General features: G+C 66.2%; 17 protein-coding genes. 11 read left to right on the forward strand and 6 right to left on the reverse strand.

Going from position 1 to position 15,408, the window contains the following annotated elements:
* Positions 1-177 precede the first annotated feature (177 nt).
* Together J7I79_RS16825 and J7I79_RS16830 are read right to left on the reverse strand one after the other, a co-directional pair.
* A complete protein-coding gene (locus tag J7I79_RS16825) occupies positions 178-777 on the reverse strand; it encodes a TetR/AcrR family transcriptional regulator (RefSeq protein ID WP_214955102.1) in 600 nt (199 codons plus the stop codon).
* Positions 774-2,726, reverse strand: a complete 1,953-nt coding sequence (locus J7I79_RS16830; protein WP_214955110.1) for an MFS transporter — start codon at positions 2,724-2,726, stop codon at positions 774-776. The genes J7I79_RS16825 and J7I79_RS16830 overlap by 4 nt, the downstream gene beginning before the upstream one ends.
* Before the next feature lie 239 nt (positions 2,727-2,965).
* Here J7I79_RS16830 and J7I79_RS16835 point away from each other — a divergent pair, with 239 nt between their 5' ends.
* The 6 genes from J7I79_RS16835 to J7I79_RS16860 all read left to right on the forward strand — a co-directional run bounded on the left by J7I79_RS16835 (position 2,966) and on the right by J7I79_RS16860 (position 9,323).
* The gene (locus J7I79_RS16835; protein ID WP_214955112.1) at positions 2,966-4,045 is read left to right on the forward strand and encodes an iron-siderophore ABC transporter substrate-binding protein; all 1,080 of its coding nucleotides are present in this window, start codon (positions 2,966-2,968) and stop codon (positions 4,043-4,045) included.
* Between the two features lie 10 nt (positions 4,046-4,055).
* A complete protein-coding gene (locus J7I79_RS16840; RefSeq protein WP_214955120.1) occupies positions 4,056-5,192 on the forward strand; it encodes an iron ABC transporter permease in 1,137 nt (378 codons plus the stop codon).
* Between the two features lie 92 nt (positions 5,193-5,284).
* Positions 5,285-6,325 carry an iron chelate uptake ABC transporter family permease subunit gene (locus J7I79_RS16845; RefSeq protein ID WP_214955142.1) on the forward strand — a complete coding sequence of 347 codons (1,041 nt, stop codon included), beginning with the start codon at positions 5,285-5,287 and terminating at the stop codon, positions 6,323-6,325.
* 1 nt (position 6,326) lies between these two features.
* Positions 6,327-7,157, forward strand: coding sequence for an ABC transporter ATP-binding protein (locus J7I79_RS16850; protein ID WP_214955122.1), 831 nt, complete (start codon positions 6,327-6,329; stop codon positions 7,155-7,157).
* Between the two features lie 119 nt (positions 7,158-7,276).
* Positions 7,277-8,284, forward strand: coding sequence for a siderophore-interacting protein (locus J7I79_RS16855; protein WP_214955144.1), 1,008 nt, complete (start codon positions 7,277-7,279; stop codon positions 8,282-8,284).
* A 187-nt stretch (positions 8,285-8,471) separates the two neighbouring features.
* Positions 8,472-9,323, forward strand: a complete 852-nt coding sequence (locus tag J7I79_RS16860) for an SGNH/GDSL hydrolase family protein (protein ID WP_214955124.1) — start codon at positions 8,472-8,474, stop codon at positions 9,321-9,323.
* Here the strand turns inward: J7I79_RS16860 and J7I79_RS16865 are convergent.
* Positions 9,320-9,607 (reverse strand): YciI family protein, encoded by a 288-nt coding sequence (locus J7I79_RS16865; RefSeq protein ID WP_214955126.1) that lies wholly within the window; start codon positions 9,605-9,607, stop codon positions 9,320-9,322. The genes J7I79_RS16860 and J7I79_RS16865 overlap by 4 nt on opposite strands.
* Before the next feature lie 38 nt (positions 9,608-9,645).
* Here J7I79_RS16865 and J7I79_RS16870 point away from each other — a divergent pair, with 38 nt between their 5' ends.
* Both J7I79_RS16870 and J7I79_RS16875 read left to right on the forward strand, forming a co-directional pair.
* Positions 9,646-10,125 carry a MarR family winged helix-turn-helix transcriptional regulator gene (locus tag J7I79_RS16870; protein WP_104176016.1) on the forward strand — a complete coding sequence of 160 codons (480 nt, stop codon included), beginning with the start codon at positions 9,646-9,648 and terminating at the stop codon, positions 10,123-10,125.
* Positions 10,126-10,191: 66 nt separating this feature from the next.
* The gene (locus J7I79_RS16875) at positions 10,192-10,953 is read left to right on the forward strand and encodes an SGNH/GDSL hydrolase family protein (protein ID WP_214955128.1); all 762 of its coding nucleotides are present in this window, start codon (positions 10,192-10,194) and stop codon (positions 10,951-10,953) included.
* 12 nt (positions 10,954-10,965) lie between these two features.
* Here the strand turns inward: J7I79_RS16875 and J7I79_RS16880 are convergent, their stop codons facing one another.
* The 3 genes from J7I79_RS16880 to J7I79_RS16890 all read right to left on the reverse strand — a co-directional run bounded on the left by J7I79_RS16880 (position 10,966) and on the right by J7I79_RS16890 (position 13,713).
* Complete coding sequence (locus J7I79_RS16880; protein ID WP_214955130.1) at positions 10,966-11,754, reverse strand: FAD:protein FMN transferase; 789 nt, start codon at positions 11,752-11,754, stop codon at positions 10,966-10,968.
* A gap of 76 nt (positions 11,755-11,830) precedes the next feature.
* The gene (locus J7I79_RS16885) at positions 11,831-12,274 is read right to left on the reverse strand and encodes an FMN-binding protein (protein ID WP_214955132.1); all 444 of its coding nucleotides are present in this window, start codon (positions 12,272-12,274) and stop codon (positions 11,831-11,833) included.
* Positions 12,271-13,713, reverse strand: a complete 1,443-nt coding sequence (locus J7I79_RS16890; protein WP_214955134.1) for a ferric reductase-like transmembrane domain-containing protein — start codon at positions 13,711-13,713, stop codon at positions 12,271-12,273. The genes J7I79_RS16885 and J7I79_RS16890 overlap by 4 nt, the downstream gene beginning before the upstream one ends.
* Before the next feature lie 479 nt (positions 13,714-14,192).
* On the opposite strand from J7I79_RS16890, the gene rpmB reads away from it, so the two are divergent.
* From rpmB to rpsN, 3 genes are read left to right on the forward strand one after another with little or no spacing between them, the layout of a single operon-like run.
* On the forward strand, positions 14,193-14,429 hold the full coding sequence (gene rpmB / locus J7I79_RS16895) for a 50S ribosomal protein L28 (protein ID WP_011693744.1): 237 nt from the start codon (positions 14,193-14,195) through the stop codon (positions 14,427-14,429).
* Positions 14,429-14,596 (forward strand): 50S ribosomal protein L33, encoded by a 168-nt coding sequence (gene rpmG / locus J7I79_RS16900; RefSeq protein ID WP_011693743.1) that lies wholly within the window; start codon positions 14,429-14,431, stop codon positions 14,594-14,596. Before rpmB ends, rpmG begins: the two co-directional genes overlap by 1 nt.
* Before the next feature lie 5 nt (positions 14,597-14,601).
* Positions 14,602-14,907: a 30S ribosomal protein S14 gene (gene rpsN, locus J7I79_RS16905; RefSeq protein ID WP_011693742.1), complete on the forward strand. Its 306-nt coding sequence runs from the start codon at positions 14,602-14,604 to the stop codon at positions 14,905-14,907.
* The last annotated feature ends 501 nt before the right edge of the window (positions 14,908-15,408 follow it).

Raw genomic sequence — 15,408 nt, forward strand, 5'->3', positions numbered from 1 at the left:
CATCTCGGCAACGCTGCCACACGCAGGAAGTGAGAGAGCGTTGGGGGAAGGGCGGCAGGAAGTGAGAGAGCGTTCGGGAAAGGGACGCAGGAAGTGAGAGAGCGTTCGGGAAAGGGACGCAGGAAGTGAGAGAGCGTTCGGGAAAGGGACGCAGGAAGTGAGAGAGCGTTGGGGGTGTCAGGGGCAGGCGGCCCGGCAGGCGTCGACCTGCGCCTGGACGATCGCCCCGTAGTGGGCCACCAGTTCGTCGAAGTCCCAGCCTTCGAACATGCCGAGCGTGCGCACCGCCTCGCCGAACCCGGTCATGAGCGCCACCACGGTGGAAGCGTAACGCCGCTCCGGCGTCGTGTCTTTCAGGAGGCCGGCAATGCTGGAAAGGTACCGTTCGCGCGTTTCGGCACGGGCGTCGTCGGGCGTGGGGGAGTCCTGGATGATGAACGGAAGCATGGCCCACGGCTCCTTCAGCCCGCGTTCCCGGCGCATCAGCACGCGGAACACGAGGGCGCTGCCCAGTTCTGCGGCCGGCACGTCGAGGTCGGACAGCAGCGATTCGTCCGGCTTGGCCTGGGCGAACAGCTTTTCCTTGGAGCTGTACAGCTTCATCACCAGCGCTGCGGAAACACCGGCGTCGGAGGCGATGTCGCGGACGGTCACGCCGCGGTAGCCGCGCTCACCGAACATCCTGCCGGCGGAATCCAGGATGGCGTCGCGGCTGGAAACGCCGTCGCGGCCGGCGCCGGCGCCACCTGCACGAACCGCAGGACTGCCCGCGCTCATGCGTCCACCAGCTGTCCGGCCGGAGCGTCCATCGCCAAGTCCGCCGTCACGGAGCGGTTGTCCACAGCGAGTTTCCGGGCCATGGCCTGGTGGGTCTCCGGATGCAGCAAGGTCACGATGTAGCGGCCGGCCAAGGGCAGCGGCAGTGCATACCGGCCCCGGGAGTCCGTGGTGGTGGTGCCCACGTGTTCGCCGGAGGCCTGCAGCAGCGTCACCACGGCGTCCGGAAGGACTGCGCCTCCCACGGTGGCGGTTCCGGCCAGCTCCAGGCGGTGGTCCAGGTGGAAATTCTGCTGAAGCGTGCGGCCGTCGAAATCGAACACCTCCGCCATCGGCGCCCAGCCGGCGGCGTTGGCCACCATCAGGTATTTGCCGGCGCCGGGCAGCGCCACCGAATAGTTGCCGTCGCTGTCCACCCGGCTCCAGTCCACCGGGTCGCCGCTGGTCTGCAGGACGGTGACGACGGCGGGAGTAACGGTGCGGCGGTCGGACGTGAGGACACGGCCCTGCACCACCAGTTCGGTGGCAGCCGGCACCGGGACCACGGCCTTCGCGGCGGCCGCGGCCCGGGGAATGAACACCGCAGCCACCATAGACGCCGCAGACGCGAGGGCAGCCAGCCAAAAGACATCCTTGAACGCCTCGAAGGACGGCAGCCGGGTGGATCCCACGGTGATGGTCACGGACGTGAGGACCGCAGCGACGGCTGCACTCGACGTCGAGGTTCCGATGGACCGCACCAGGCTGTTCAGGCCGTTGGCCGAGGCTGTTTCGGTGATGGGAACGGCACCCATGATCAGGGTGGGCATTGCCGCATAGGCGATTGCCGTGCCGATGCTGACCACCGTGGAGCCGATGATTACCGAGGTGATGGAATCCCAGAAGAAGACGCGGCCCACGTAGCCCACCACCATGACGGCCGCGCCCGAGATCAGAGCTGACTTCCCGCCGAACCGCCTGATGATGCCGCCGGAAACGGGTGCGAAAACCACCATGGCCAGGCCGGAGGGAACCATGCAGAGGCCTGCCGTGATGACGCTCAGCTGGAAACCGTAGCCGGTGGAGGCAGGCAACTGAAGCTGCTGGGTGGTGAGCAGCATGTTCGCGAACATTGCGAAGCCAACCAGCAGGGACGCCAGGTTGGTCAGGAGGACGGAGCGCCGGCCGGACGTGCGGAGGTCCACCATCGGCTGGCTGACCTTCAGTTCGTACGGCAGCCAGATGGCCAGGAGGACTGCGGCGGCAAGGAACAGTAGCAGCACCGGCTCGGAACCCCAGCCCCACGATCCGCCCTTGGAGATGGCCAGCAGCAGTGCCGCCAGGGCCGCGGACAGAACCACGGCGCCGAGGTAGTCGAACCGGCCGGGGGTGCGCACCTTGGATTCGGGGACCACCAGTACGACGGCGGCCAGCAGCAGGGTGCCGGCGGCGCCGGATACCCAGAAGATGGATTCCCAGCCCAGGCTTTCGTAAAGCAGTCCGGCGAGAGGGAGGCCCAGGGCGCTGCCGATGCCCAGCGTGGCGCTCATCAGGGCGACGGCGGACCCCATTTTTTCCTTGGGAAGTTCGTCGCGCATGATGCTGATGCCCACCGGAATCAGGGCCGAGGAGAATCCCTGCAGCGCCCGCCCGACGATGAGCCAGAGGAAGCTGCCGCCGACCGCCGCAACGATGGAGCCGGCCACCATGATGGCCAGGCAGATCACCATCATTTTCCGCTTCCCGTACATGTCCGCACTCCGGGACACGATCGGGGTAGCCACGGCGCTGGAGAGCAGGGTCGCCGTCACAAGCCAGGACGCGTCGTCGGCAGTCACGCCCAGGATCTTGGGAAAATCCGGAAGGAGCGGCACCACGAGGGTCTGCATCAGCGCCACCACGGTGCCGCTCAGTGCGAGGACCGCCGTAATGGCGCCGGGGGACAGGGATCTGCTGCGGGGTTGGGACATGGGGCGGGACCTTCTGGGCATGGAGGCGGCCACAAGGGGTGAACGCGCGTTTACTCTCCTAGAAGTGAACCATCGTTCACCGCGCGGCATCAACCAATTTCACCGTGTGACGCGCCACTTTTGCCCGCCAATGCGGTCCCGCGGGAGGATTGAGACAATTACGTTACGCAAACCTTACTTAATTCACAGAAGGATAGGCTAGCCTTACTCGGGTTCGCATCACCTACTTAAGGAGTCCCGTGGCTACCCTTCTCCCACGCCGCGCCCTGCTGAAGACCGCAGGCACCGCGACGGTCACCCTGGCCGCCGTCGCCCTTTCACTCACCGGCTGCTCCACTGGGCCCGCCACCACCGCTCCGGCGTCGACCGGGGCCGCATCGGCTGCTTTCCCCGTCACCATCAAGCACGTCTTCGGCGAGACCACCATCAAGTCCCAGCCCCAGCGCGTGGTCACGGTTTCCTGGGTTAACGACGATGTTGCCCTGGCCCTGGGCGTTGTTCCCGTGGGCGTCCCCAAGAACGAATGGGGCGGCAACGACAAGGGCTCCACGCCGTGGAAGGACGCCAAGCTGGAAGAGCTGGGCGCCGGCTTCGGCACCGAGAAGGCTCCGGTCCAGTTCTCCGAGACTGACGGGATCAACTTCACTGAGATCGCCAAGCTCAACCCGGACGTCATCCTGGGTGCCTACTCCGGCCTTACGGAGGAGGACTACAAGAAGCTCAGCGAGATTGCACCGGTCGTGGCCCACCCCGAGATCGCCTACGGCACCTCCTGGCAGGACTCCACGAACATCATCGGCAAGGCCCTGGGCAAGGAAGCGGAGGCCACCAAGCTGGTCTCCGACACCGAATCCACCATCAAGGACAAGGTCTCCAAGTACCCGCAGCTGGCCGACAAGAGCTTCATCTACGGCAACCTGGAACCGGCCAAGAGCGACGGCGTCAACGTCTACACCGCCAACGACAACCGCCCCCGCTTCCTGAGCGAGATCGGCATGAAGCTGGCCCCGGTCGTTGAGGACAACTCGAAGGGCTCCAAGGAGTTCTTCATCCCGTGGTCCGCTGAGAAGGCGAACGAACTCGAATCGGACATCTTTGTCACCTGGGTTCCGGATGCCGCCACCACCGATTCCATCAAGGCGGACCCCCTGCTGGGCCAGATCCCGGCCATCAAGAGCGGCGCCCTGGTTGCTGACTCGGACAACACCCTCACGCTGTCCATCTCGGCCTCCTCGCCGCTGAGCCTGCCGTGGTCGCTGGACACCTTCCTGCCGCAGCTGGCGAGCGCGGCGGACAAAGTTACCGGCGCAGTAAAGTAACAGCCTTTCCATGACGAAAAGTACGACGACGGCGGCCGCCGGTAGTGCGCCCGGCGCACCCCCGGCCCCCGGCACCACGCGCGAACGGGCAGTTGAGGCCCTCAAAACGCCTGAACAGGGGCCGCAACTGCCCGTTCGCGCCGGCAAAAGCGCAGCAGGCAAGCAAACCGCCTGGCTGCTGGCCGCCGTCGTCGTACTTGTTGTCGTTTCCGCAGTGTCACTGGCCGTCGGTGCCCGCGGGCTTCCCCTGGAAACCGTGTGGCAGGCGCTGACGCAGTTTGATCCCACCAACGGTGATCACGCCGTGGTCCATGCGCGCATCCCGCGCACCGTCCTGGGCCTGCTCGCCGGCGGGGCCCTCGGCCTGGCCGGCGCCGCCATGCAGGGTGTGGCCCGCAACCCGCTGGCCGACCCCGGCATCATGGGGGTCAACGCCGGAGCCGCGCTGGCAGTGGTCACCGGCATTTACGTCTTTGGAATCTCTTCCCTGGCCGGCTACATCTGGTTCGCCTTCATCGGCGCCGCGGCCGCTGCCGCAGTCGTCTACCTGGTCGCTTCGCTGGGCCGGGACGGTGCGACGCCGGTGAAGCTTGCCCTTGCGGGCGCCGCCCTGAGCGCGGGACTCTACTCGCTCATGAACGTCATCCTGGTCTCGAGCCAGGACACCCTGGACCGGTTCCGGTTCTGGCAGGTGGGCGGAATCGCCGGGCGAGACTGGTCAGTGGTGCTGCCCGGCGTGCCGTTCCTTATTCTTGGTGCGGGCATTGTGCTGGCCACCGGCCGGATCCTGAACAGCCTGGCCCTGGGTGACGACATCGCCCGCGGTCTGGGACAGCGGGTAGGGCTGGTCCGCGGTGTCACCGCCCTCGGCATCGTCCTGCTGTGCGGAGCCGCCACCGCCCTCGCCGGCCCCATCGGCTTCGTGGGTCTCGTCATCCCGCACGCCGTCCGATTCCTGACCGGGCCCGACTACCGCTGGATCCTGCCCTTTTCCCTCGTCCTGGCCCCGGTGCTCCTGCTGTCCGCCGACATCCTGGGCCGCGTGATCCTCCTGCCCGGCGAAGTCCCGGCGGGCATCATGACCGCCCTCGTGGGCGCCCCCGTCTTCGTGTGGCTGGTCCGTCGCGGGAAGGGGGCCGGGCTGTGAGCAAGTCAGACCTCGCCTCCCTCGGGCGCGAACGGGCAGATAATGCCCTCAAAACCGCGGAAACAGGGCATTGCCTGCCGGTTCGCGCCAGCATGCTGAGCCGCACCGTCCTGAACCGGACCGCCGTCCTGGCGTTCACCGTTGTGGTCCTTTTCGCCGTGAGTGTGCTGCTGGGCAGCTACACCGTGACGATCCCCGACTTCTTCAAGATCCTGCTCGCCCACCTCACCGGCGGCCAGAAAATCCCCGGCGCAAGCTTCATAGTGATGGAAAACAAGCTCCCCCGGGCGGTGATTGGCACCATGATCGGTGCCGCGTTCGGCCTCGCCGGCGGCCTCTTCCAGACCATGCTTCGCAATCCGCTGGCCAGCCCGGATGTCATCGGCATCAGCTACGGGGCCAGCGCCGCCGCCGTCACGGCAATCGTTGTTTTCGGAGCGTCCGGCGCCGTGGTCTCCGGCGCTGCCCTCGCCGGCGCCCTGGGTGTTGCCGCGCTCATCTATGGCATCTCGCGGGGCGGGTCACTGGGGTCGGGCGGCGGGAACAGCGGCAACGCGGCCGGCAGCCGGCTGATCCTGGCGGGCGTGGGCATCGCCGCCGCGCTCCACGCCGTGGTCAGCTTCCTCATGACCCGGGCGGACATCCGCACGGCGGCCGACGCCCTGGTGTGGCTCAACGGCTCCCTCAACTCCGCCAACTGGGACCGCGCCGGAGTCCTCAGCCTGGCCCTGCTGGTCCTCGTCCCTGCCGTGGCTGCCCTGTCCGGCCCCCTGCGCATCCTGGAGCTGGGCGATGACGCTGCTGCCGGGCTCGGCATCCGGGTCGGCTTTACCCGGCTGGCCGTGGTGGTCGTCGCCGTGGCCCTCGCGGCAGTGGCGACGGCGGCAGCCGGCCCGGTCGCGTTCGTCGCCTTCCTGGCCGGACCCATCGCCCGCCGCTTCACCGCAAAAGCCAGCCTCCCGGCGTCGGCCCTCGTCGGAGCACTGATCGTGCTGGCCGCGGATTACTTCGCCGCGAACATCGCCCCCCTGCTGCTGGACGGCACCGTCCTGCCGGTAGGCGTGATCACCGGCGCACTTGGCGCCCCGTTCCTGCTGTGGCTGCTGGTCACTTCCAACCGAAAGGATGCCTGAGATGGCTGTTCTACGCGCCACGGACCTCACCCTTAAATATGCCCAGCGCACCGTGGTTGAAGGGCTGCACGCGGAGATCCCCGAAGGCAAAGTGACCATGATCGTGGGCGCCAACGCGTGCGGCAAGTCCACGCTGCTCCGCGGCCTGTCCCGGTTGCTGAAGCCGGCGGCCGGCGTTGTGACACTGGACGGCAAGGACATCCACGCCCGCTCCGCCCGCGACGTGGCCCGGACCCTGGGCCTCCTGCCCCAGCATCCCACCGCCCCGGACGGCATCACCGTCCGCGACCTGGTGGGACGCGGGCGCTACCCGCACCAGGGCTTCTTCCGCAGCTGGTCAACGGACGACGACGCCGCCGTACAGCGCGCGCTCGAGGCCACCGAAACGCTGGAACTCGCCGGGCGCAACGTGGACGAACTGTCCGGCGGCCAGCGCCAGCGGGTCTGGATCGCGATGGCACTGGCCCAGGAGACCGAGGTGCTGCTCCTGGACGAACCCACCACCTACCTGGACCTCGCCCACCAGGTGGAAGTACTGGACCTGATCACGGACCTCAACCGCAAGCGGGGCACCACCGTGGCCATCGTCCTGCACGACCTGAACCTCGCGGCGCGCTACGCGGACCACGTGATCGCCATGAAGGGCGGCAGGATCGTGGCCGAGGGCGCCTCCACCGACGTGGTCACTGAGGACCTGGTCCGGGACGTGTTCGGCCTGGACTCGCGGGTGCTTCCCGACCCCATTTCCGGCACGCCGCTGATCATTCCGCTCGGCCGGCACCACACTGATTTCCCAAAAGCCGAAACCACAACCCTGGAGTTGGTCCTATGAGGGCAGTTAACAGCAATGCAGCCGACAGCAAAGCAGTAGACATCAGCCAGGCACGGGCACGACGTGCAAACGGGACCCGTGCGAATTCGGCGGTCAGGGACCAGCCGGCCACCGAACCCATGACCCTGGCGTTCGACGTGACGGTCTCCGCCGTTCAGGAACTCAGCCCCAACTTCCGCCGCATCACCTTGGGCGGGTACTCCCTACGTGACTTCGGCGTCCACGGCGGAACCCTGGACCTTCGCGTCAAGCTGATGATCCCGTCCCTTGCCGAGGACGGCACCCAACTGCCGCTTCCGGTTTTCCAGATGGAGCAGTCCGGCTGGTACCGCGAATGGCTGGCCATGGATCCCGCGACCCGCGGTTCCATGCGCACCTACACCGTGCGCCAGGAACGGCTCGACGCCGTCTACCCCGAGATCGACGTGGACTTCGTGATGCACTTCGACTCCGCGGGCAACGGCGGTCCCGCGGCAAACTGGGCCCTGAACGCCAAGCCCGGGGACGCCCTCACCCTCATCGGACCCAACAACCGGGCCGCGCACTGCGTCACGGCCGAGATCTACTCCGGCATCGAATGGCGGCCGGGCCTGGCCCAGCGGGTGCTGCTCGCAGGTGACGAAACCGCTGTTCCCGCCATCAGTGCCATCCTGGAAAGCCTCCCGGCCTACATGACCGGGCACGCGTTCCTTGAGGTCCCCGAGGCCGGCGACTTCCTGGACCTGAAGTCGGATGCCGATGTCGAGATCACCTGGCTTGCGCGCGGCGCCTCCATCGGGCGCTCACGTCCGCACGGCGAACTCCTGCAGGAAGCCGTCCGCGCCGCTGTTCCCGAGCCGGGCTGGGTCGGCATCAAATCAGCCTCCGGCGGCGCCGGCCCGGAACCGGAAGACGTGGACGTGGACCAGGACATCCTCTGGGAGACGCCCGCGAGGATGGAAACCGCAGCCATCGCCGCCACGAAGAACCCCGGGATGCCCGCAGGCGCCATGCCGTTCTACGCCTGGATTGCCGGCGAAGCAGGAGTCATCAAGGACATGCGCCGGTACTTGGTGCGCGACGTCGGGATCGACCGCAAGCAGGTCGCCTTCATGGGCTACTGGCGTCAGGGGAAAGCCGAGGTCTAGCCTCCAGCGCGGTCCGCTCCTCCTCCGCCTCAGCCGCCGGCTTCCCCGCTGACTCCAACGCTCTCTCAGTTCCTGCGCGTTTTCTTGGCACGCTCTCGCACTTCCTGTCGCTCAATCGCAAACGCTCTTGCACTTCCTGTGGCTGGCCGTTAACCCTGTCGTTTCTTTCGGTGGGTAGGGTGCCGGGGTGGGTTCATTTCCTTTGCTTCCGGACCGGGAAGGGCGACGGCGGTTTGTTGCCTTGGGGGATTCGTTCACCGAGGGCGTGGGGGACCGCAGCAAGCGGCTGCCGAATGGCGTGCGCGGCTGGGCTGACCGGGTGGCGGAGAAGCTGGCCAAGGCCGAACCGGGGTGGCAGTACGCGAACCTTGCCATCCGCAGCAAGAGGCTCCGCCACATCATCGACGAGCAGCTGGAGCCGGCGCTGGCCATGGAGCCCACACTGGTGACCCTGTATGCCGGCGGCAACGACATCCTCGACTTCGGAACCGATGTGGATGCGCTCATGGCCGACTATGAAACCCTGGTGTCCCGGCTCGCCGCCACGGGTGCCACGGTGGTGCTGTTCACAGGTTTCGACGTCAAGGTGTCCGCCGTCCTGGAGCCCCTGAAGAAGCGCAACACGGCCTACAACCGCCGGGTCCGGGAAATCGCGGCCAAGTACAACGCCGTGCTGGTGGACTACTGGTGCTTCGATGCGTTCCATGACCGGCGGATGTGGGATTCGGACCGTCTGCACATGTCCAAGGCAGGCCACAAATACCTTGCCGCGCAGGTCCTGGACCATCTGGGCGTGCCGCACAAGATCAGTCCCTTGGAGTGGGAGCCGCCAGCGAGGCTCACCCTGCGGGAGTGGGAACAGCTGCAGCGGCGCTGGGTGCACGACTGGGTGTTGCCGCTCTTTGGTCGCAAGCTGCGCGGCGTCACCCTCGGGGACAGCCTCAGCCCGCGCTGGCCGGAACCGGTGAAGGTGCCGCGGAAGGGTGGACTGAAGAAACTGACGGCAAAGTCGCCGGACGCGGCACCGAAGAAGAGCTAGCTATCGAGCAGGTTCTCGTAGCCCGGTGCCACCCTGCCGGCGTGGAATTCCTCGACGTCGAACTCCGCCACCCCGTTCGTGTAGAAGGGGTCCTTGACCAGCGACGCATCCAGGCTGGCACGGTCCGCATTGGACAGCAGCAGAGCGCCGGTGCGGGGAATTTTTCGGCCGGCGACAATGAAGATGCCCTGGTCGAAGGCGTCCTGCAGCCACTCGACGTGCGCCTTCAGATGGAAATCGACGATCTCTTCGGGAACCTTGTAGGTCAGGGAGACTACGTACATGCGGTCAGCCTACCGGTTCCGCAATCTAGGATGTATCCATGACCGAACCGCGCTGGCTCAACGCCGACGAACGCCGTGCCTGGCTGGCCCAGCTCAGCATTAATACCTTGTTACCGGCAGCGCTGGACACGAAACTCCACGCGGCGGGCAAACTTTCGCTCTTCGACTACAACGTGCTCGCCATGCTCTCCGAAGCGGAAGGCCGCTTCCTGCCCATGAGCGAACTCGCCGCCCGCACCAGCGCCTCGCTGTCGCGCTTGTCGCATGTGGTCACCAAGCTGCAGAACCGGGGCTGGGTGGAACGCCAGCCGCATCCGCGCGACGCGCGCGTCACCACCGCCCACCTGACCGACGCCGGAATGGCCACCATCGTGGAGCTCGCGCCAGGTCATGTGGAAGCTGTCCGTTCCCTGTTCCTTGACGCACTGTCCGAACGCGATGTTGCTGACCTGGCCCGCATTGGCGAGAAGATCGTGGGCCGCCTGGACTCTGATCACTGGATCCTGCGCGAGTCCTGACTTTCCTGCCCGGAGCCCCGGCCGTCCCGCTTTGTTGCTCCCGGCAACAGGTGGCAGACTATCGATATGGATTTTGCCGCCCGCTACGTAGCCCTTGGAGATTCGTTCACCGAAGGCCTCGGCGACGACGATCCGGACCGGCCCAACGGTGTGCGCGGCTGGGCGGACCGGGTGGCGGAGCAACTCGGCGCGGCTGACCCTTCCTTCGGCTACGCCAACCTGGCCATCCGCGGGAGGAAACTCCGGCAGATCATGGCCGAGCAGGTGGACGCCGCCGTCGAACTTAAACCCTCCTTGGTGACCATTTACGCGGGGGCCAACGACATCTTCCGCCCCAAGATCGATATAGACGGCCTTTTGGAGGAGTACGACGCCGGTATCCGCAAGTTGAGCGCCACCGGCGCCACTGTGGTGATGTTTACGGGCTTTGACGCCCGCGGTTCCAAGATTTTCGGCACCATGCGCGGCCGCACTGCCATCTACAACGAGTTGGTCCGCGGGATCGCAGGTGACCACGGCGCGCTGCTGGTGGACTACTGGCGTTTCAGCGAGTACTACGACTGGGGCATGTGGGCCAAGGACCGGATGCACATGTCCGCTGCCGGCCACGCGAACATGGCCAAAAGGGTCCTGGCAGTCCTTGAGCACAACCACTCCATCGAAGTGCCGCCGATGACACCTGTGCCCGAGCTCAGCCGGGCCGAAGCAATCCGCTCAAATGCGCGCTGGGTGCGGGAGCACGCGGGCCCGTGGGTGATGCGCCGGGTCACGGGCAAGTCTTCGGGCGACGGCCTCGAGCCTCGGTACCCGGCGCTCACCCGCCTCTAGCGCCACCGCAAGCTAGCGCCGGAAGCCCGGCGTCGCGAGGAGTTCGCCGTCGGCGCGCACGGCCAGCACCTCAATGTCCCACCCGTCCGTGGCGCGGTCGAGCATCGGCAGCCCGCCGGCCGCGATCGCCGTCGCCAGCACGTCGGCCGTGACGATGTCCGCCGCAGCCACTGATACCTGGCGGAACACGGACGCCGCCGATCCTGTACGGAGCAGGCTGCCCGCTCCCGCGGTCCAGATGTGGTCTCCCCGTTCAGCTGAGCCGGATGTTGCCAGTGCCAGATCCGCACCGGCCTGGCCGCCCAGCCGGTAACCGGCAATCAGCGTGCGGCGGTCCTCCGGATCCACAATCCCGGCCCGCCACGGCTCCCTGTTCCCGGGTTCCACGCCTGCGGGCACCACGCTCGAGGACCCGGGCGAGCCGCTGACCAGCACGTCGCCGCCGGCGTTCAGGCACCAGTCGCGCAGGCCCAGCGCCAACAGGGATGTTCCGGCTTCCTTGATGGCATGTCCCTTGACGATTCCGGAAAGGTCCAGGACGCCGTCGGGCCGCTCTGGACTGAAGGCACCTTCAGTGGCCAGCCTCCAGCCAACCGCATCGGCATAGAGCCGGCGCATGTCTTCCGAGGTGTCGGGCAGTTTGATCTCAGCCCGTGCCAGCCGGCTCGCCTCCGATTCGGGACGGTACAGGCTGAACGTCTCGTCCAGGCCCGCAAAGAGCCGTTCGACGACGGCGGTGGCGGCCACCAGCTCATCCTCACCCGAGGCTGAGGGCAGGGTCAGGCTGATGACCGTTCCCATGCAGTTGAATGTCCTCGCCTGCAGCGCCGGCCGGCTCTCTTTCGGAACCGGCTCCTGGAGCGCGGCGCCCGGGAGATCAGAGGTTCGCAGCATCGATGGCCGCCTGGAGGGAATTCAGGTAGGCGTCACTGGTCACAGTGGCGCCTCCGATCGTCTGCACGTCGGCTGACTGGGCAGCGAGCACTTCGGCCCTGAGGAGGGGTGCTGCCCGGTTGCTGATCTGGATGGACTTGCGGTCGTCGTCGGTCAGCTGCAGGGCCTCGACGTCGGTAATGGACCCTGCCTTCACGGTGATCTGCACCTGGACGGCACCGAATCTGGTCTGCGCCACACTGCCCGCGTAGGTTCCGCCGGCATTCGCCGTGGCACCGGTTGTGGGTTCCGCGGCCGTGCCCGTTGTCCCGGCCGATGTGCTTGCCGCGGCGCTCCCGGCGTCCTCCACATAGGTGCCCGACTGCCAGCCGGCCAGGAGGATCCCGGCCGAGGCAAGTGCTGCGGATACTGCTGCCCGTATTCTCACCAGTCAAACCTTTCGTAGTGGAGCTGGTCTTCCTTGACGCCCGCGGCGCGGGCCTCCATGAGCACGTTCCGTGCCCACGCTGCCGGCCCGCAGACGTAGACGTCCGCATCCGCGATGCCGGGCACGTAATCCGTCAGCCGGTGGCCGGCGTCGGTGGCATGGTCAGGAAGCCAACTGTCCGCGTGCCGTCCCGAGCGGGCACCGGTCAGGTGGAACAGCGTGGCGCCGCGGCGCCGGGAAAGGTCCAGGATTTCGTCGCCGAGGTAGAGTTCCTGCTCGCTGCGGCCCCGGAGGATCACGGTCGCCTGCCCCGGCGTGAACGGCGTCGACTCAAGCAGCGCGCGCAGCGGCGTGATGCCGATGCCGGCGCCGATCATCACCACTTTGTCCCGGCTCCGGGCGGCCGTGCTGAAGATTCCGTAGGGCCCCTCCAACGCCACCTTGGTTCCGGGCTTCAGCCCGGCGAGTTGGGCCGATCCCCGCCCAAGATTGCGGACGGTGATCCTCAACAGGCCCCGCCCCGAAGCATCGAACTGGAGCGGTTCGGCGGAGAGGCTGAACGGATGCGGATGCCACCACAGGCCGCGGGCCAGGAACCGCCAGATGAAGAACCTGCCCCCGGTTCCGGCCAGTTCGTTGAGGTTTAGCCCGTGCATCTCAATGCTGACCACACCGGGCGCCACCGTCACCACGCGGCTGACCGTGAGCTGGTGCCGGAACGTTGCAATGACGGGTTCCAGGACACGGTAGTGCAGCAGGGTTGCGCCTGTTGCAATGCACACAGCCAGCCAATACCAGCGCTGCCACGTCCCTTCAGCGAACAGCCCGCCCACGCTGAACTGGTGGGGAAGGGAGGTTGCGACTGCGGCATACGTCAGCAGGTGCACGGCGTACCAGAACTCGTAGGGAAAACGACGGCGGACGGCCACGAGGGATGTCACCACGACGGCGATGAACAGCCCCATGGAGATATAGGCAAGCCACATATCCGGTACCAGCACCCAAAGGGACACGGCTTCGCTGACGGGATCCAGCCCTTCGGCCATCCCGTAGCCGATGGCGATCAGGATTCCGTGCGTCAGCAGGAGGTAGAGTGACGGTTTGCCGAGCTTCCGGTGGAATTCCAGGGCGCGGTCGTGGCCGACGGTCTGGTCAATGAGCGGAATCCGTGCCGCCAGCAGCAGCATCAGCAGGACCAAGTCCATGCCGGCCAGCCCGGCCACAATGCCCAGGGCGGTAAATGATCCGGCGAGCGTCGAGAATCCTGTTGCTCCGCCGTCGGCCAGCCACAAAGCCACCGCAGCAGCCACGGACGCCCAGGCAACAGTTACCAGCAGGTCGGCGTGAAACAGCCGACGGCGGTGCCTGGCTTTGATGGTGCCCCGGGCATCTGCGGCCCGAGGACTGGCGGCCAACGCCGGCAGGAGCTCTGTGTTCATGCCTCAAGACTCCGGCGGCACCCTTTCATTCTGCTGTGAAAAGGCTGCGGTGCCGATGTGACTTCGGAACGGTGAGGGCGGCGGGCTTATACACCCGTGGGCGGCATTGACGGTTACCCGATTGGCCTTTAATTAGTCAAGCTCGTAGACTTGGTAGGCGCTAGGTGGCGCGGAGCGTGTGCAATTGCTCCGGTTGGCGGGATCTGTCCTCAATGATGGCAGTCCTCAAGGCCGGTAGTTAGGGGCTCAAGTTGCGTGCACTCCTGTATTCGCCCAGCATCCCGGTACTTCGCAGTGGATTCCTCTGCCCGGTACTTGTGGCCAATCATCTTCGCCGCAGTGCGGAAGACAGCCGGCTCTCGCCGGATGTCCACGCCTGCGGAACACCCGAGATGTGAACGCTGGATGCAGACGCCCCCTGTCGCACGGTACGCGGAACGCTGCGGACCGTTTCATTTATTTTCATGAGGAGAGTCGTCATGGCAGCACACTGCCAGGTGACCGGAGCCGAGCCGGGCTTTGGACACAGCATTTCGCACTCGCACCGCCGCAACAAGCGCCGGTTCGACCCGAACATCCAGAAGAAGCGCTACTGGGTTCCGTCCCTGCGCCGTAATGTCACCCTGCAGGTCTCTGCACGTGGCATCAAGACCATCGACGTGCGTGGCATCGACGTAGTCGTAGCCGCCATCCTGGCACGAGGAGTGAAGCTCTAATGGCTAAGGACAAGGACGTACGTCCGATCATCAAGCTCAAGTCGACCGCTGGCACGGGTTACACCTACGTCACGCGCAAGAACCGTCGTAACGACCCGGACCGCATGGTTCTGAAGAAGTACGACCCCCGCATCCGTAAGCACGTCGAATTCCGAGAGGAGCGCTAAGCACTATGGCTAAGAAGTCAATGATCGCTAAGAACGAACAGCGTAAAGTCATCGTCGAGCGCTATGCTGCAAAGCGCCTCGAACTGAAGAAGGCCCTGGTTGACCCCGCGTCGACCGACGAGGCACGCGAAGCTGCACGCCTCGGCCTGCAGAAGCTGCCCCGCAACGCCTCACCGGTACGTCTGCGTAACCGCGACATCATCGATGGTCGTCCGCGCGGTACCTTCCAGAAGTTCGGTATCTCCCGTGTTCGCTTCCGCGACATGGCTCACCGCGGTGAGCTCCCGGGCATCACCAAGTCTTCCTGGTAATTCAACACTGCTGCTAAGCCAGCACTGCTGATTCCAGCGGTCTAAGAAGGGCCGGCAACCTCACGGTTGCCGGCCCTTCTTGCATTTAACCTTGGCGGGCGCTGCCGGGCAGGGTTCCGGGGCGACGCTGGTACAGGCTTCCGCCGCCAGGTTCCCGCGCCGGGTCCGGGCGCGGTGACACAGCCCACAGAAACCAAGAACGGCGCCGACGCGGCGGAAAGTGCAGCCGATGGCTGTTTTGGCCCGGATTGGCGGGGGCTGGCACCCATACCGGGGAGGGTTTGCGGTGGGGCCAAAGTAGGTGTATTGTTTTCTAAGTCGCCGAGAGGGGGCCGGCGAGATGCTGGTTACCGAAGGCGGCCAAATCCCCTTCTAAACAGCCTGAAAAACGGTTCGCCACTTGGCGTGCTGTGCGACGGCGGGGTTGGTCTTGATGACCGGCGGATCGCGGAAACGCTGATTTGCTTTGAGTCTTGAAGCCGGGTAAGTTTGGAAAGTTGC

The organism is Arthrobacter sp. ISL-69 (genome assembly GCF_018613775.1).
Lineage (GTDB): Bacteria > Actinomycetota > Actinomycetes > Actinomycetales > Micrococcaceae > Arthrobacter.

Coding starts and splice junctions, on each gene's coding strand:
- J7I79_RS16875 (WP_214955128.1), top strand. CDS start 10,192: ATGGATTTTGCCGCCCGCTACGTAGCCCTTGGAGATTCGTTCACCGAA.
- J7I79_RS16890 (WP_214955134.1), bottom strand. CDS start 13,713: ATGAACACAGAGCTCCTGCCGGCGTTGGCCGCCAGTCCTCGGGCCGCA.
- J7I79_RS16855 (WP_214955144.1), top strand. CDS start 7,277: ATGACCCTGGCGTTCGACGTGACGGTCTCCGCCGTTCAGGAACTCAGC.
- J7I79_RS16880 (WP_214955130.1), bottom strand. CDS start 11,754: ATGGGAACGGTCATCAGCCTGACCCTGCCCTCAGCCTCGGGTGAGGAT.
- J7I79_RS16845 (WP_214955142.1), top strand. CDS start 5,285: ATGCTGAGCCGCACCGTCCTGAACCGGACCGCCGTCCTGGCGTTCACC.
- rpsN (WP_011693742.1), top strand. CDS start 14,602: ATGGCTAAGAAGTCAATGATCGCTAAGAACGAACAGCGTAAAGTCATC.
- J7I79_RS16840 (WP_214955120.1), top strand. CDS start 4,056: ATGACGAAAAGTACGACGACGGCGGCCGCCGGTAGTGCGCCCGGCGCA.
- J7I79_RS16825 (WP_214955102.1), bottom strand. CDS start 777: ATGAGCGCGGGCAGTCCTGCGGTTCGTGCAGGTGGCGCCGGCGCCGGC.
- J7I79_RS16865 (WP_214955126.1), bottom strand. CDS start 9,607: ATGTACGTAGTCTCCCTGACCTACAAGGTTCCCGAAGAGATCGTCGAT.
- J7I79_RS16850 (WP_214955122.1), top strand. CDS start 6,327: ATGGCTGTTCTACGCGCCACGGACCTCACCCTTAAATATGCCCAGCGC.
- rpmG (WP_011693743.1), top strand. CDS start 14,429: ATGGCTAAGGACAAGGACGTACGTCCGATCATCAAGCTCAAGTCGACC.
- J7I79_RS16870 (WP_104176016.1), top strand. CDS start 9,646: ATGACCGAACCGCGCTGGCTCAACGCCGACGAACGCCGTGCCTGGCTG.
- J7I79_RS16830 (WP_214955110.1), bottom strand. CDS start 2,726: ATGTCCCAACCCCGCAGCAGATCCCTGTCCCCCGGCGCCATTACGGCG.
- rpmB (WP_011693744.1), top strand. CDS start 14,193: ATGGCAGCACACTGCCAGGTGACCGGAGCCGAGCCGGGCTTTGGACAC.